This is a genomic window from Aquimarina litoralis (assembly GCF_039523995.1).
Lineage (GTDB): Bacteria > Bacteroidota > Bacteroidia > Flavobacteriales > Flavobacteriaceae > Aquimarina > Aquimarina litoralis.
The window spans coordinates 1,157,237-1,173,096 of the sequence record NZ_BAAAGE010000002.1 but is presented as its reverse complement, the minus strand read 5'-3'; the positions used below and the strand labels follow the sequence as shown (position 1 = coordinate 1,173,096).

12 protein-coding genes are annotated in these 15,860 nt (G+C 33.0%); 7 read left to right on the top strand and 5 right to left on the bottom strand.

Annotated features, from left to right (window positions below):
- Positions 1 to 26 precede the first annotated feature (26 nt).
- On the top strand, positions 27 to 1,301 hold the full coding sequence (locus ABD077_RS14185) for a tetratricopeptide repeat protein (protein WP_343912945.1): 1,275 nt from the start codon (positions 27 to 29) through the stop codon (positions 1,299 to 1,301).
- A gap of 58 nt (positions 1,302 to 1,359) precedes the next feature.
- Here ABD077_RS14185 and ABD077_RS14180 read toward each other — a convergent pair whose 3' ends face one another.
- The 3 genes from ABD077_RS14180 to ABD077_RS14170 form a co-directional block, all read right to left on the bottom strand.
- Positions 1,360 to 1,767 (bottom strand): glyoxalase, encoded by a 408-nt coding sequence (locus ABD077_RS14180; protein WP_343912944.1) that lies wholly within the window; start codon positions 1,765 to 1,767, stop codon positions 1,360 to 1,362.
- Between the two features lie 160 nt (positions 1,768 to 1,927).
- Entirely contained in the window at positions 1,928 to 4,933 is a 3,006-nt protein-coding gene (locus ABD077_RS14175) for a WD40/YVTN/BNR-like repeat-containing protein (protein ID WP_343912943.1), read from the bottom strand.
- Positions 4,934 to 5,047: 114 nt separating this feature from the next.
- Positions 5,048 to 5,770: a LolA-like protein gene (locus tag ABD077_RS14170; RefSeq protein WP_343912942.1), complete on the bottom strand. Its 723-nt coding sequence runs from the start codon at positions 5,768 to 5,770 to the stop codon at positions 5,048 to 5,050.
- Between the two features lie 90 nt (positions 5,771 to 5,860).
- Between ABD077_RS14170 and ABD077_RS14165 the strand changes: the two genes are divergently transcribed.
- The 6 genes from ABD077_RS14165 (at position 5,861) to ABD077_RS14140 (ending at position 13,126) form a co-directional block, all read left to right on the top strand.
- A complete protein-coding gene (locus ABD077_RS14165) occupies positions 5,861 to 6,751 on the top strand; it encodes a DUF72 domain-containing protein (protein WP_343912941.1) in 891 nt (296 codons plus the stop codon).
- A 202-nt stretch (positions 6,752 to 6,953) separates the two neighbouring features.
- Positions 6,954 to 7,349: a hypothetical protein gene (locus ABD077_RS14160; RefSeq protein ID WP_343912940.1), complete on the top strand. Its 396-nt coding sequence runs from the start codon at positions 6,954 to 6,956 to the stop codon at positions 7,347 to 7,349.
- An 82-nt stretch (positions 7,350 to 7,431) separates the two neighbouring features.
- A complete protein-coding gene (locus ABD077_RS14155) occupies positions 7,432 to 8,541 on the top strand; it encodes a DEAD/DEAH box helicase (RefSeq protein ID WP_343912939.1) in 1,110 nt (369 codons plus the stop codon).
- A gap of 222 nt (positions 8,542 to 8,763) precedes the next feature.
- Positions 8,764 to 11,241: an ATP-dependent Clp protease ATP-binding subunit gene (locus ABD077_RS14150; RefSeq protein ID WP_343912938.1), complete on the top strand. Its 2,478-nt coding sequence runs from the start codon at positions 8,764 to 8,766 to the stop codon at positions 11,239 to 11,241.
- 61 nt (positions 11,242 to 11,302) lie between these two features.
- The gene (locus tag ABD077_RS14145; protein ID WP_299600158.1) at positions 11,303 to 11,752 is read left to right on the top strand and encodes a hypothetical protein; all 450 of its coding nucleotides are present in this window, start codon (positions 11,303 to 11,305) and stop codon (positions 11,750 to 11,752) included.
- 21 nt (positions 11,753 to 11,773) lie between these two features.
- Complete coding sequence (locus ABD077_RS14140) at positions 11,774 to 13,126, top strand: DUF5458 family protein (RefSeq protein ID WP_343912937.1); 1,353 nt, start codon at positions 11,774 to 11,776, stop codon at positions 13,124 to 13,126.
- A 47-nt stretch (positions 13,127 to 13,173) separates the two neighbouring features.
- Here the strand turns inward: ABD077_RS14140 and ABD077_RS14135 are convergent, their stop codons facing one another.
- Together ABD077_RS14135 and ABD077_RS14130 are read right to left on the bottom strand one after the other, a co-directional pair.
- Positions 13,174 to 13,566 carry a response regulator gene (locus ABD077_RS14135; RefSeq protein ID WP_343912936.1) on the bottom strand — a complete coding sequence of 131 codons (393 nt, stop codon included), beginning with the start codon at positions 13,564 to 13,566 and terminating at the stop codon, positions 13,174 to 13,176.
- Positions 13,563 to 15,767: a PAS domain-containing sensor histidine kinase gene (locus ABD077_RS14130; protein WP_343912935.1), complete on the bottom strand. Its 2,205-nt coding sequence runs from the start codon at positions 15,765 to 15,767 to the stop codon at positions 13,563 to 13,565. Before ABD077_RS14130 ends, ABD077_RS14135 begins: the two co-directional genes overlap by 4 nt.
- Between the last annotated feature and the right edge of the window lie 93 nt (positions 15,768 to 15,860).

Here is a 15,860-nt window from a genome sequence, read left to right as displayed (position 1 = left end):
CAAAGAATCCCATAAAAAAACGAGTAATGAGAACTAAATTTATCTTGGCACTTTTTTTAACAGTTAGTGCACTAGGATTTTCACAAAAGAAAGCTTTAAATGCTGCAAAAAAGGCTCTTAAGTCTGGTAATTTAGAGGTTGCCAACGAGGCGCTGAAAGCGGCAGAAGGGCAAATAGAAACGGCGGAAGATAAGCTTAAAGCGCAATATTATTTATTAAAAGGACAAGCTACTGCAGCATCTCCAGATAAGTCTTTAGTTAAATTTGAAGAAGCGGCTAACGCTTATGCCAAAGTTGTAGAGATTGAAGAGGCTTCAGGATCAAATAAATTTTCAGCAGAAGCAACTACAGGATTACAAACGTTACGTCAATCATTGATTGAGAAAGCAGTAGCGGATCAAAATGCTGGAGATAATTTGGCAGCGGCTGAAAAATTATATTTAGGGTATAAGACTCAGAAAAAAGATACAGCGTATCTTTATTTTGCAGCTTCTAATGCTGTAAATGGAAAAGATTATGATAATGCATTGAAATATTATAACGAACTAATCGAGGTTGGTTACAAAGGTATTGAGAATAAGTATACAGCAGTTAATAAAGAAACTGGTGAGGTAGATACTTTTGATTCTAAAGAGTTAAGAGATTTTTCTGTAAAAGGAGGTACTCACATTAAACCTGAAGTTACCAAAACAAAATCAAGACAGGCAGAAATTACTAAAAATATTGCACTTATATATATTACGCAAGGTAAAGATGAGGAAGCAATAAAGGCAATGGAAGCAGCTAAGGCTCAGAATCCGAATGACCCAGCTTTAATGCAAGAGGAAGCTAACATGTTTTATAAGTTAGGTAATTTAGAAAAGTATCAGGAGCTTATGCAAGCAATTGTAGCTAATGATCCGGAAAACCCTAATCTTTTATATAATTTAGGAGTTAGTGCTTCTCGTCTAGGAGATAATGAACAAGCTATCCAATATTATGAGAAAGCATTAGAGATAAAGCCTGATTATAGTTCTGCGCAAATTAATATTGCTGCTATTATTTTAAGCGGAGAAACAGCGTTAAATGAAGAAATGAACAGTCTTGGTGGTTCTGCAGCAGACTATAAAAGATTTGACGTTCTTAAGAAACAAAAACAAGATTTATATAGAAAAGCTGTTCCTTATTTAGAAGGTGCTCTACAATCTAAGCCAGATAACGTAGAAGCAGTAAGAACGCTAATGCAAATCTTCTATCAATTAGATGATCCAAAGGCAGAGGATATGAAAAGCAAATTAAAAGCATTAGAAGGAGGCAACTAAACCCTTGTAAAGTTTTATGGATAAAAAAAGAGCGAATTGGTAAGATTCGCTCTTTTTTTTATACAGTTATAGGTTTTTCCAATAATTGAAGATTACTTTGTAACCTCTCTCTAACAATATTCATCATTCTTTTATTTAATGCCGATGAATTTTTTATGTATATCAAATATTCATCTACAGTAAATTGACCAATGATCATTCCTTTAAGGCTATTTCTGAATTTCATATCTTTTTGAACCGCATTCTCAATATAAATCAGTCTTTTTTCAACGGATAATTCATAAAAAGTGTTTTTTCTTTTTTTTATGTAATTTCTAAACACTTCAATTAATAATTCATTTTGTAATTTAATAATGGGCCGAATAGTCTTGTTCTGAAATTGTTCGTCTTCTGACATATTTTCAGTCACTCTGGCATTTAAAATTTGAGGCCTAATCGCCAGTAAATTTGATTCCCTGTTTTCCATAATAAAGAGCGTTTACTAAAAATACAGAATAGTTTTATCCAAAATTCATAATAACACTTATAGTTTTAAACCATTTATGAACATTTGATTCTACGTAGAATTATTGAATTTTTATCAAAAAAAAGCTCCCTTTTCTTGGGAGCCTTTCTGTATTGAAAATTTATTTTTTAAGAAATTCTTCTTTTGATTTAATATCTATCGGTTTCATTTCATTTTTCTCTAGGTATTTTGTCAGTTTAGAAATTCTCTTATCCTTTATTTTTTGGAAATCCTTTCTGGCTTGTTCAATTTTTTCTTGAAGAACTTTTTGATTTTTTAATTGTGCTGCAGAAGGTTTTTCGAAGCTGTTAGTAACCGAGTTATATAAATCAGTAATTTTTCCCCTTAGTTCGGGCTCTGCTTCTTGAACATAGTTATCACCTGTAGTAACTACCAAAGATTCTTTTAGTTTTGTTAATTCATTGATAACTGGTGTAGCAACTTTGGGAGATTTTTCCTTAATGGACTCTGCTTTTTTCACTGTTTGATCAATTTCATGCACTAAATAAGCTAAATCTTCAACCATAGTATATAGTTCTTGAGAAGCTTTTCTTTGTAATGCTCTTTCGGAAGGCGTTATTTCAGAATTCTTATCTTGTTGAACCTCTATGCTATGTTCGAAAGTGTTTTTTCCTTTAGTTAGTACTACTTTATATTTTCCAGCAGCCACTCTTGGAGGAGATCCAAACGATAGAGTTTTTCCTGATGCAGATTTTGGAGAAATACTTCTATAATTCCAACGAACTATATTTATACCTTTTGCTTTTCCAGGAGATAAATCTGTAATTTTATTTCCGTTTAGGTCCTGAATTTCCATTTTCATTTTCCCAAATGTGTGCCTCTTTTTTAAATAATATATAATTTTGAGGCTACTGCTTGGATTTGAACCAACAAACTGTGTTTCGGTGCTACCACCTCCAAATGCATTATCTTCTTTCATAATACCTGCTTTAGTATTGAAAAAATGAACATTTTTATTTAAAACATCTTGATTTATTTCACGTAATGAAGAAATATCGTCAAGTATGATTACACCTCTTCCGTGAGTACCTAAAACGAGATCGTTAGTGTTTTTCTGTAAATCAATAAAGTGAACTGCTGTAGCAGGCATATTGTTTGTAAAACGCGCCCAGTTTTTACCACCATTTATAGTTACAAAAAGCCCAAATTCTGTTCCTACAAATAATAAATCCTCTTGTACATAATCTTCTTGAATATTTCTGGCAAATCCTACGATTTCATCTGTTACTATGGATTTCCAGGTTTTTCCATAGTCAGAAGTCTTGTATACATATGTATTCATATCACCAGATGTGTGTCCATCAAAAACGGCATAAGCGGTACCTGCATTATGAACACTTGCTTCAATATGATAAACCCAAGTGTTTGCTGGTAAATTCGGGATGTTACTAACTGTATTGGTCCAGTTTTTTCCTCCATCTTTTGTAACCTGTACATTTCCATCATCAGTTCCTACCCAAATAACTTTTTCATCTATAGGGGATTCCGCAATGGTAAATATGGTCGTATGAGTTTCTGCTCCTGACTTGTCTTTTGATAATCCTCCTGATTCTTTGTCTTGTTTTGCGGGATCATTTGTGGTAAGATCAGGTGATATTTTTACCCAATTATTTCCCATATCTTCAGATTTATGAAGATATTGACTTCCCATATAAAAACGATCTGGTTGATGTTCGCTAATTGCCATTGGAGCATTCCAGTTAAAGCGAAGTTCTTCATCACCATCAGGTACAGGTTCTACGTTTTTGGTAGTATTTTTTTCGGTATTAATTCTCCATACATTTTGAGCTCCTTGCATTTCGGAGTATATAATAGGTTTTGTGGGATGTTTTAATACTCTAAATCCGTCTCCATATCCGATTCTTTTCCAATCACGCGCTTCTATACCACCTACAGATGAAGAAGGTCCATACCAAGAACCGTTGTCCTGTAATCCTCCATAGATATTGTATGGTTCTGCATTGTCAAGACTAATTTGATAAAATTGAGAAACAGGAATGTTTTCTACTATTTCCATTGTAGAACCACCATCCCAACTTCTATAGACTCCACCATCAGTACCTGCATACATTCTATCACTATCTTTTATGTCGAAAAGAATATCGTGAATATCTGCGTGCATGTTACCAAGATTCTTAAAGGTCTTTCCCCCATCTTTTGAGATGGCTCCAAGAAATCCTCCTTTTACAACAATGTCAGGGTTTTTTGGATCAACTACTAATCTTGAAAAGTAAAACGGACGAACCACTAGCTCAAAATCATTATTTAATTGTTTCCAATTATTTCCTGAATCATCTGACCGATATAGTCCTTTACTTTTGTCATCTTCACTTTCAATAGCAGCATATAGTGTTTTAGGATTTGAAGGAGCTATGGCAATTCCTATACGTCCTAATGTTCCTTCGGGAAAACCATTATGAATTTTATTCCAAGTTTTTCCGGCATCAGTAGTTTTATAAAGAGCACTGTTGGCTCCACCAGAATTAAAAGACCATCCAGTTCTTCTAAATTCCCACATAGAGGCATAAAGAACGTTTGGGTTTTTAGGATCCATTAAAAGATCTGAAATTCCGGTAGAAGTATTGGTGTATAGTATTTTGTCCCAAGTTTCACCTCCATCTGTAGTTTTATAAACTCCACGGACATCACTATCACCCCATAAAGCACCTAAAACTCCAATATATACTTCTTTAGAGTTTGTTGGATTAATAACAATGCTGCTTATACGTTCTGATTTTTCAAAACCTATTTTTTTCCAAGTATCTCCTCCATTTGTAGATTTGTATAACCCATCACCAATAGAAACACTATTTCTAGTCCAGATCTCTCCAGTTCCTACCCAAATAGTTTTATCAGGATCATTTGGATCTACAGCGATTGCTCCTATAGATTGTGCGTGCTCATCGAAAATTGGGCTGAACGTAGCTCCTCCATTTAATGTTCTCCATACTCCACCACCTGCTGTTCCAGCATAGATCACTCTCGCATTGGTAGGATGAGCTTCTAAATCAATTATTCTTCCGCTCATTAATGCAGGACCAATTTGACGAGCCTTTATATCTCCGAAGAGTTCTTTTCCATTTAAAGAGATTTCTTGAGCTTGCAAGCTAAAATTTATGCAAAATAGAAAGCATAAAGCTTTTATATATTGTCGTATCATAAATAATTTGTGTGATTAAAAAAAGCCTCAAACTTTTATGAGGCTTTTTATTGAAACATTTTATTTTTCTTCAGGAAACTTGAATAAGTCAGATTCTATTTCTGGATTTAATACAATTTCTTTTATTTCAATTGGCTGTGGCCCTTGAGATAATGCAAAAGGAAAGTACAATCCATCTACTTCTTGGTAATCACTCATGGTAATTGTAGTTTTATTACCGCCTTGAGTAGTTTCTATAAGGATTGGTACATAATTTTCAGTTTCAAAATAGTAGTAGCTAATACTCGGTGATTCTACTCCGTTTACCATTACAGGCTCCATTGTTAATTGCACTTTGAAAGTCTCTGTACCTTCTTTTGTTTCTTTTCCTAAATATTCTACTTTATATCCTTTTTCTTTATAACCAATAAAAGGGTTAGGGAAATCGTTAGCAGAAAGTTTCATGTTATCAGTAGTTTCTTTATCACTTTTTTCTGCTTTCATAGTCATAAAATTTGTGGACCACATGGTTTCTCCATCAAAAGCAAACTGAGTAATAGTTTTACCTTGTAACTCTATGACAACAGCCTGTTCTCCTTTATTACCAGAAAATATTGTAACAGGAATTTGCATTCCACCTTGATTTACCTGAGCTACCATTTTAGTTCCTGTAAGTTTTTTCCAATTCTCAACACCTCCAGTATTTTCTAAATAATTATTGATAATTTCATCTGCGGTTTGCCCATTTACAGGCGCAATAATTGCAATAATTAAAGCTACAATTAGTGATTTTAAAGTATTCATTGTTAAATTTTTATTATTGTTACTGTAATGTTAGTCATTCGAAACTTATTTTTGTTACACTTAATTAAATGATATTTTAAAAATATAATTATGAAGTTTGGTAGAGTAGAGTATCCAGAGCAAATCAATTTTGTATTACCCAAAGATCATAAGGATACCAGAGGAGTTTTGGAAAAAGGAAAGTCTAAGGATATCTCTATTTACGTTGGATGTGCTAAATGGAATAAACAAGATTTAAAAGGTTTTTATCCCAGAGGTACTAAAGATGAGTTGCAATACTATTCCAGACAGTTTAATTCTATTGAGTTAAATGCAACTTTTTATAGAATTTTTCCTGAAGATCAGTTTAAAAAATGGTATGATAAAACACCAAAGAATTTTAAATTCTTCCCTAAATTGGTTCAAAATATATCACACCTGAAAAGGTTAAATGATGATGTACAACCTTATGTAGACCAATATTTAGGTAGCGCAATTCATTTAAAAGAAAAGTTAGGAACTATTTTTCTACAAATGCATAGTAATTTTGCACCTAAATATTTTAATAGAGTAGTAAATTTTGTAGAGCGATGGCCTAAAGAATTACGTTTGGCTATCGAATTTAGGCATACCGATTGGTTTAATGATGATGTAGCAGCACATGAACTATATCAACTATTAGAAGATAATAATATAGCAAACATCATTACCGATTCTGCAGGTAGAAGAGATTTGCTACATATGAGACTTACTAATAAAGAAGCTTTTATTCGTTATGTAGGAGCTAATCATGAAACTGATTACGGAAGATTAGATGTTTGGGTCGAAAGACTAAAATCCTGGAAGGAACAAGGTATAGAGGATATTCATTTTTTTGTGCACCAAAATGTGGAAAAAGAATCTCCATTACTCTCTAAGTACTTTATAGAGCTTTTAAATAAAGAGTTAGGAAGCCAACTGCCCTTACCGAATCACTCTTCTCAGGGAGCTACGTTATTCTAATTATTGTTAGAATTACGGTTTTCACTTTCTTGTGTTGATAAAAAGTTGTAGAAAATAGTGTTAAAGTTTTAATATTTTTTGCACTTAATCTTGTTTTTGTGTATTTTGCCGATGTTTTTAAGGATTATTGTTAAGATTTTCCGACAAAACACTGAGGTAATGCTTTAATTTGAACTTGTATTAACGAACCTAAATCGCCCCTATGACTAAACTATTACACTTCGCATTATTATTTGTTTTTGTTTTTACCACTAATCATATCTGGTCCCAGGAAGATCTTTTAAAAGAAAAGGATAGTCCTTTTACAGCTCATACAGTTGATTTAAATGAATCCATTTTAGTACCACTCGCGAATTTTTCACAAAAAGAAGTTTTTTCCTACAAGGCTTGTAGTGATTCCCATGAGCATGAGGGTCATGAGCACCATGAAAGTGATTTACACTCAGATAGTTTTACATTAATAGACATTATTTCTTCAGATGAAGGAGCAGACTTTAACTGTTCTGGTGGTTTCTGTATGGATGAGTCTCATTTCCATAAAAGAGGGCTTACTCTTAAGAAACAATTATTCAATTACTTTATGAGTATTTCTTGTTAGTGTCTTTAACTAATCAAAAGGTATTTTATCAATTTTGTTGGGCAATGAATATATTCATCTATTTTTGTAGTCAAAAAATAGGATGAAGTTTTCTGAGTTAGGTATTCCCAAAAATTTAAATAAAGGTCTGAAAGAGATGGGAATTGTTATTCCCACTAAAATTCAGGAGCAAGCGATACCTGTATTGATTAACGAAGATGTTGATTTTATCGGTAAGGCTCAAACCGGAACAGGAAAAACGGCAGCCTTTGGTATTCCATTATTGGCGGGAATTAATCCTAACAAAAAAGAGGTCCAAGCTCTTATTTTAGCTCCTACCAGAGAATTAGGACAACAAATAGCTAAGCAGTTATTTAAATTTACTAAGTATACAGAAAAAATCTATAGCGAATCTGTGTATGGAGGTGAACGTATAGAAATACAGATATCCAGATTAAAAAGACCTACTCATATTATTGTAGCTACACCTGGTAGATTAATAGATCTTATGGAGCGCAAAGCTGTTGATATTTCTAAAATAAAGACAGTCGTTTTAGACGAGGCAGACGAAATGCTTAGTATGGGATTTAAAAAAGATCTTACAACAATTCTTAGTAAAACCAAAGGACGAAGAAATGTTTGGCTTTTTTCTGCTACAATGCCAGCTGCGCTTAACGAAATTATTAATTCTTATGTAAGTAGAGATGCGATTAGAGTTTCGGTGGATAAACAAGATGCAGTAAATAAAGGTATTGACCATCACTTCGTTGTTGGGGAAGAAATAAATAAGCTGGATACTTTAACGTATTTTTTGAAATCTCATAAAAAACAACGAGGTATTATTTTTACCAAAACAAAAGCCGCAGCACGAAAGCTATCAAAACAATTAATAGCAAAGAACTATGAAGTTGGTTTGTTAGAAGGTGATATGACACAAAAAGACCGAGATAAGGTAATGAGAGCTTTTAAAAAAGGTACTATGGAATTATTGGTGTCTACAGATGTTGCTGCAAGAGGAATAGATGTGGCAAATCTAGCTTTTGTAGTGCATTATCAATTACCAGATCAAATAGAGTATTATACACATAGAAGTGGAAGAACTGCCAGAGCTGGTAAAACTGGCTTATCATTAGCATTAATAGTAAAGCAAGAAATCAAAGCAATTAGGGAGCTTGAAAAAAAACTAGGGATTAGATTTACTCAAATTCGTTAAATTATCTTATAAAATACCTGAAAACAGGGGGCAATACTTACCCAAAAACGAGGTAAATATTTCTTATTCTATGTATTACTTTTGATTCGTATTGTAAATAATCGTTTAATTTTGAACAAAATATTAACTGGTATTACGTAAATACGATAATTTAGAGCCAGCAATGAGATAATTTTTTGCTAATTATTAGGTTATTTATTTACTTTACGAAAAACCAACTTCATGCAAATATTAGACTACAAATTGTCATCAAAAGTTGATAACGCAATTCACATAGCGCAATCGATCGCTAAAGAATATCATAATGATGAATATAATGCTGCTCATTTATTAAAAGCACTTTTACATAAAGATGTAGGTTTAAAAGATTTTTTTAATCAAATCGATGGTGATATTTACTACTATGAAGAATGGTCAGAGGTTAGAATTGAAGCACTTCCACGAGTAGTAAATGTGCCCGATACAATACAGGGCGATAAATCGATAGAAGCAGTTTTTAATGAAGCGGATACATTAAAGCTTAAGTTAGGAACTGATGAAATAACTCCACATGCTGTCTTAATCGCTTTATGTACTCCAGGAGTAGGGTTCTCATATGAGCAATTAAAGACCTTACCATTGAAAGCAGATGAAGTATTAATTGCTGCTTCACAAGGTAAATCAACTTCAGGAAATAAGGTTGTTAAAAATGGATTAGAAGGTTCGGGTGGTAAAAAAGTTGAGGCAGGAATATTAGATGAATATTGTATCGATAAAACTTTTGCTGCTAAAAACAAACAATTAGACGATGTGTTTGGTCGAGATGCAGAAGTGAAAATGATTACTGAAATCCTTGGAAGACATTCAAAACCTAATGTATTAATTACTGGAGAACCAGGAGTTGGTAAGACCGTTCTTTTAGATGGTTTTTCGGAGGCTGTTATTAATGGTAATGTTCCAGAAGGATTAAAAGAGACTCAGATATATGAATTAGATTTTATAAATCTGGTTTCAGGAGCTAGTTATAAAAGTGAAGTAGAAGATCGATTTAAAAAGATTTTAGCTGCACTGAAAGAGTTTGATAAGCCAGTTTTATTAATTGATGAACTCAATAATTTAACAGATAAAAATAGTGGTAATCAAGGTTTAGTAAATATCTTAAAGTCTGAATTGGCTAAAGGAGAAGTTACCTTTATTGCTACAGCAACGAATGATGCTTTTAGAAAGCATATTGAAACCGATGAAGGGCTTGCCAGAAGATTTGAAATTGTGGCGCTAGATGAACCTTCAGAGCAAGATGCGCTAACCATGATTTCTAATACTATTGATAAATATAAAAAGCATCATGGATTAGATATTATTGACGAGACTATTGCAGAAGCTATTAGACTTTCTAAAAGATTTAATAAAGATAGAAGTCTTCCAGATGCGGCAATAGATCTTATAGATAGGACTATGTCTGCCTCAAGATATATGATAGAAACTACAGCTAATAATGTAGAATCCTTGTTAAAGGAAGTTAAGGAGATAGGAGAGAACAAGACAGAAGAATCCGATAAGGTAAATTCTATAAGTTGGATGTATAATAATCTCAAAAGTAAGTTCAGTTATCTTTTGTTTACCGAATTAGGAGAGGAAGAGATGATATTAGGCGAAGAAACTTTTGAGAATTACAAAACTAAAGTAGTTTCTATTTTGGATCGCTTTTTTAAGAAAGCTTCCGAAGAAAAAACCTTTATAGATAAGAATGATGTTTCTGCTACTATTGCTAATAAAACAGGTATTCCAGTAGGGAAACTTCAGGCAGATGAAAAGGAACGTTTATTGAATATGGAAGATCACCTGAAGAAAAGGGTGATTGGACAAGATCATGCTATTAAAACAATTTCTGAAGCTGTACTGGAATCAAGATCAGGTTTAAGCAAACCAGGACTTCCTATAGGTTCTTTCTTTTTTACAGGGCCAACAGGTACGGGTAAGACCGAATTAGCCAAATCCCTCGCAGAGTTCTTATTTCAGACAGAGGATGCTATTATTAGATTCGATATGTCAGAATTTAAAGAAGAACATTCGGCAGCACTTTTATATGGAGCACCTCCAGGATATGTTGGATACGAAGAAGGAGGTTTATTAGTAAATAAGATCAGACAAAAACCATATTCGATAGTATTGTTTGATGAGATAGAAAAAGCACATCCTTCTGTATTTGATATTTTTCTTCAGATTTTGGATGAAGGTAAGTTAAATGACAGGCTAGGTAAAACCGGAGATTTTTCGAATGCTGTGATCCTTTTTACTTCTAATATAGGAAGTGAACATGTGGTGAAATCTTTCACAGATGGAGAAATTCCTGCATCCTCTGATTTATTAGAAATCATGTCGAGACATTTTAGACCTGAATTTTTGGGAAGGTTGACTGAAATAGTGCCTTTTGCTCCTATTACTAAGGAGAATGTAGTGAAGATCTTCAATATCCAATTAAAGGATCTGCACAAAGCATTGAATAAGCAAGAAGTTACTTTGGAGCTTACAGAAGCAGCTCAGGAATTTTTAGCATATAAGGGATTTACCCCCAAATATGGAGCAAGACCATTGCGTGGGGTGATTAGAAATGACTTAAGAGGTCCTTTATCTAAAATGCTGATTACAGGAAAGATAGGTAAAGGAAGTAACGTTAAGTTAGATATAAAAGACGAAAAAATGCAGTGGACATACGAATAAAAATCGTATCCTGCGATAAAATTAGTATATTTATAATTCACAATCATTATTCAGAGAAAGTATGAGCAATAACACATATGGATTAGGAGGAACAGAGGTAAAAACAGATGCCAGTGAAGCGATATTGGAAATTGGACAGAATAAAACGCTTCTTGTTCAGAAATTAACTCAGGATCAACCAATAAAACCACAGATAGTAAGTGGATTAACTTCTATAGATCACGTATTCGAGAATTATAAACCCGAGGTAGAGGTAGAATTTGAAGACGCTGATGGTGTTGAAAGTAAAGAAATGCTGAAATTCAATAACTTAGGAGATTTTGGTAAAAAAGGAATAACCAATCAAAGTAAATTTCTTAATGACTTAGACACAGAAAAAGATCAGTATCTAAAGGTTGTAAAACAACTAAAATCAAATAAGATCTTAAAAACGGCATTGGCAGATCCAGATGCAAAAGCAGCGTTAATTAGATCGATACAATCATTATTAGCAGAGTTACAACAAGATTAAAAAGGATAAACAAATCATTTTATGGCAGCAGGAAAACAAGCTCAAGAGAGTGTTAAAATAGAAAATCCAGCAAAGGAATTAAAAATAAATGAAGAGAAATTAGCTAGATATGGTGGTTTTGATCTTTTAGAGTCATGTATAGATGACGTTCAGAATATGAACCCAGATCGTAAGGCACGTAAAAAGATTTTTCTTACTGAGTCTACAAAAAAATTAGAAAGAGCCAAATTAGAAAAAACCTTAGAAATTTGGAGAGATGTTCTTTCTTCTTCGGATGATTTATCAGAAATGGTAGAAGAATCAGAAAAGCGTTCTGAAATTGCTGGTAAATCTTTAGAAAGAAATTTAGGAGCTGCTTTAGAGCAGACAAGAGATTTAGAACAATCGTACAGATCAGTTGCTTTATTCTTTAAGAATACAGAATCGCAGAAAGTAAAAAATATCAATATAATGAATGCTGAGCTTGAGCAGCTGAAAGATCTGGATAATACTAGATTTATTGATGCAGTTCAGGAAGAGCTAGTTCAAGGGTATGACCGTTTAGATCTTAGAGATAATTATGGTATTCTAGTGATACCAGGTTATTTAGGCTCTAATAAGGTTGTAGAGAAATGGGCTAAAATTGCTCATGAGAATAAGGTAATGATGATTACGGACTTTGAGCATCTTGATGAGCCAGATGATGTAATGGAAATGTTTGAAGCTGCGAATCTTACAGGTGGAGATAAGTACAGATCTAATGTAATGATGACCTGTAACTGGTTAGTAGGACGTGGAAAGCACGATGAGGTAGGAGAGGAAGATGATCTTTTTGTGCCACCATCTAGTGCATTAGCTGGTCAGGTATATAGAACATTAATGTCTCAGGTAGCTGCTGGTAAGAAACATGGTGGAATTAACGAGGTAGATGGTGTTCGTTTTGATCTTAAGAAGAGTGAAATTGCACAGTTAGAAAAGCTTGGGTTAGTGCCTATGGTAAATGAGTATGGGAAAGTTATGGCTTTTTCTGCTAAGACGTTATTTAATGGCGATAATCTAGGATTACAAACATATTCTGTAGTGAGGGTGTTTGATTACGTAACCAAAGTTTTAATGGACTTCTTAAACAGAAGAGCTTTTGAAAACTTTAATGCTAGAACTCGTAAAGAACTTATGGGACAAATAGTGAAGTTTTTGGATGGTATTACAGGTCCAGACAAGTTAATTGAAGACTTTTCTATCAAGCGTTTCGAACAAGATCCTAATCAGAAGGATAGAGTATATCTAGATATTCATATGAAACCTTATTTCCCGGCTAAAAACTTTATGATCAAAATGGATGGTCAAAAAGGTGATGATGGAACGGACTGGGATGCTGATTATGAGCAGCAGTAAATAGAAAATACTACTAAATCATATTTCTTAAAAAGCGAATGTTATTATTAATGTTCGCTTTTTTTATTGTTCATTTTTGATTGTACTTTGGCAATAGCCGATAATAACTTTTCGAAGTTTACGGGTTTCGAAAAATACTTGTCAAATCCAAGCTTTAAGAACTTCTGTGCATCACCAGGCATAGCATAGGCCGTAACAGCATATATGGGTGTGTTTTTAAGTAATTCTAGTTTTTTGAATCGTTTTAATAACTCGCACCCATCCATTTGATTAAGTCCTAAATTGATATCTACCAGGATTAAATCTAGAGAGGATTTCTTAACAATTTCTAGGGCAGATGGCCCATTTTCGGCTATAACCACATTAGATGCATTTTTGGTAAGCATCTTATTCATAACCATTGCGTTAATTTTATTATCCTCTACGTAAAGTATATTCATATGTTTTTCGGAATTGTAATCACAAACTTAGTTCCTTCATTTAATTTACTAGTTACTTTAATTTTTCCTCCCAAGATTTCAATATATCTTTTAGATAAACTTAAACCTATACCTGTACCTTCATATTTTCGACTTAAACCAATGCTCTCTTGTATAAAGGGATCAAATATCTTTTTTAGATTGTCTTTCCCTATTCCTATCCCAGAATCTTTAATAGATATTTTTACTGTCGACTTTTCATCCTTCACCTTTACCATCACTTTGCCCGTATCTGTATATTTTATAGAATTGTGAATGATATTGTTTAGTGCTGTGCTAAAAATATCCTCATCTATATTAGCAGAAGGACAACGTTCATCGAGTTTTAAAATATAGTCTAAATTTTTAGAATTCGCAAAATGGCGATATTCTCTAAACGAAGTTTCTACTGTATAGTTCATATCTACTTCCACATAATTCAGATTTTTTTGTATGGTTTCGATTTCGCTATAATGAGATAGATTATTGATGGTAGCAAGCAAACGTTCTTTACTTTCATCCAAAAACGCACTTAGTTTTTTGCGATCACCAGGGTTTTCTTCCTCTAGTAATAGCATATTACATATGGTCATAATACCATTTAGTGGTGTGCGAATTTCATGACTAAAATTCGAAAGAATGTTTGATTTTAGATTACTAAGTTCTTGTTCTTTTAGATGCGCTTCTTTAATGGCGAGTTCTGCCGTTTTCTGTTCTGTGATATCATGAAAACTTACTAAAACAGCATTAATACTATTGTTTTCATCTTTTATTGGAGTGTATTTTGATTCTAACCATTGTACAGCTCCTTTGCGAGTTGTTCTTTCTATCTCTTTTTTAGCAGTATTACCTTTTAGGGCTTCATTAAACTCATTGGCAAAAGTATTTTTAAAATTTACAGGCATCACATCTATAAAGCGGCATGTGGTAGTTGTGGGATCGACATTAAAATCCCTTTTGATAATGTTAATAGAGTCTTCATCTGCCATTAAAATTTCGCCACTTGTGTTAAGTAAAATGGTATAAGAAAAACCATTATTTACCATTGCGGCCAATCTACTTTTATCTTCGATGATGGTGCGTTCATTTATTTTTTTCTGGTGTACATCAATCAGATTTCCAATCATTCGAATAGTCTCACCTTCATTATTTTTTTTACGATAGCCATATACTTCATAATGTCTGTATTGTCCATCGAGATGTTTCAGACGGTAATGGTTAAAATAATGATATCCTGTTTTTTGAAGATTAGCTTTATGTCTTTCCATCGCTTCCTGAGCATCTTCAGGATGAATCATTTTTCTAAAAGCTGCTTCTGGAACAAAATCGGTGTCTATAGGTAACCCTAGCATTCTGCGGAAATCCTTGCTATAAAAAACCATGTTGGTTTTTATTTCATGATCAAATAATCCTGATCGTATTCCTTTAAGAGCAAGTTTCTTAGTTTCCTCGTTGTATTTGAGTTGTTCTACATAATTTTGTTGTTCGGTAATATCCGAGAAGCACCCATTGACGAATATGACTTTATCTTTGTGCTTTATGGCTTCACCTATAACTCTGATCCACTTTTTATTTCCTTTCTTAGTAATTATCTGATCTACATAATCATAAGAAATTCCATGATCGATGAGATTATCCCAATAGTTTTTTATACGTTCTCTAGAGGCTTCGGGATAGTAATGAAGTGCTTCTAACATATTTAGAGAAGTACCAACTTCCAAGTCGTGTAAGTGATAACATTCATCGGAAAAATATACATTATCATTTATAGGATCGTAATGCCAAGCTCCAGTTTTGGTTAAACTGGATAAACTTTTAAGAAGCCTGTGTTCTTCATGCTCTTGGGTTACATCAATACCAAATGCATATATTCTATCTTCACTATAGATCAAATCGAACTTAATATATAGAATAGCATCTGAAGCTAACGTGGCAAAACCAAAAGTTTTACTGATTTGTTCTTTGTTTTGATAGAGTAGAGAAATTGTATTTCTAAATATAGACTCTTCATCATCTAAAAGAAAATTATAGATGGATTGCCCTTTGATTTCATCTTTAGGAAGTTTAAAGATCACTTCACATCTTTTATTCACCTCACAAACGTTTCCCTTTTGATCAAAAATCATAAGAAACAAAAGTGTTTTTTCAGTGAAAAAACTAAATTCGTTTGTGTTTAATGTCATAAGTAGTAGATGGTAGTTCTTTTTTTAAAGTTACAAAATTGATTGAGATAAAGAAATTTTCTTCAAAATAAATAAAACTCAAGAATAGTTCAG

Excerpts from the sequence above, each read along its gene's own strand:
- ABD077_RS14170 (WP_343912942.1), bottom strand. The coding sequence starts at position 5,770 with ATGAATACTTTAAAATCACTAATTGTAGCTTTAATTATTGCAATTATT.
- ABD077_RS14135 (WP_343912936.1), bottom strand. The coding sequence starts at position 13,566 with ATGAATATACTTTACGTAGAGGATAATAAAATTAACGCAATGGTTATG.
- ABD077_RS14130 (WP_343912935.1), bottom strand. The coding sequence starts at position 15,767 with ATGACATTAAACACAAACGAATTTAGTTTTTTCACTGAAAAAACACTT.
- ABD077_RS14165 (WP_343912941.1), top strand. The coding sequence starts at position 5,861 with ATGAAGTTTGGTAGAGTAGAGTATCCAGAGCAAATCAATTTTGTATTA.
- ABD077_RS14185 (WP_343912945.1), top strand. The coding sequence starts at position 27 with ATGAGAACTAAATTTATCTTGGCACTTTTTTTAACAGTTAGTGCACTA.
- ABD077_RS14145 (WP_299600158.1), top strand. The coding sequence starts at position 11,303 with ATGAGCAATAACACATATGGATTAGGAGGAACAGAGGTAAAAACAGAT.
- ABD077_RS14180 (WP_343912944.1), bottom strand. The coding sequence starts at position 1,767 with ATGGAAAACAGGGAATCAAATTTACTGGCGATTAGGCCTCAAATTTTA.
- ABD077_RS14155 (WP_343912939.1), top strand. The coding sequence starts at position 7,432 with ATGAAGTTTTCTGAGTTAGGTATTCCCAAAAATTTAAATAAAGGTCTG.
- ABD077_RS14140 (WP_343912937.1), top strand. The coding sequence starts at position 11,774 with ATGGCAGCAGGAAAACAAGCTCAAGAGAGTGTTAAAATAGAAAATCCA.
- ABD077_RS14160 (WP_343912940.1), top strand. The coding sequence starts at position 6,954 with ATGACTAAACTATTACACTTCGCATTATTATTTGTTTTTGTTTTTACC.
- ABD077_RS14150 (WP_343912938.1), top strand. The coding sequence starts at position 8,764 with ATGCAAATATTAGACTACAAATTGTCATCAAAAGTTGATAACGCAATT.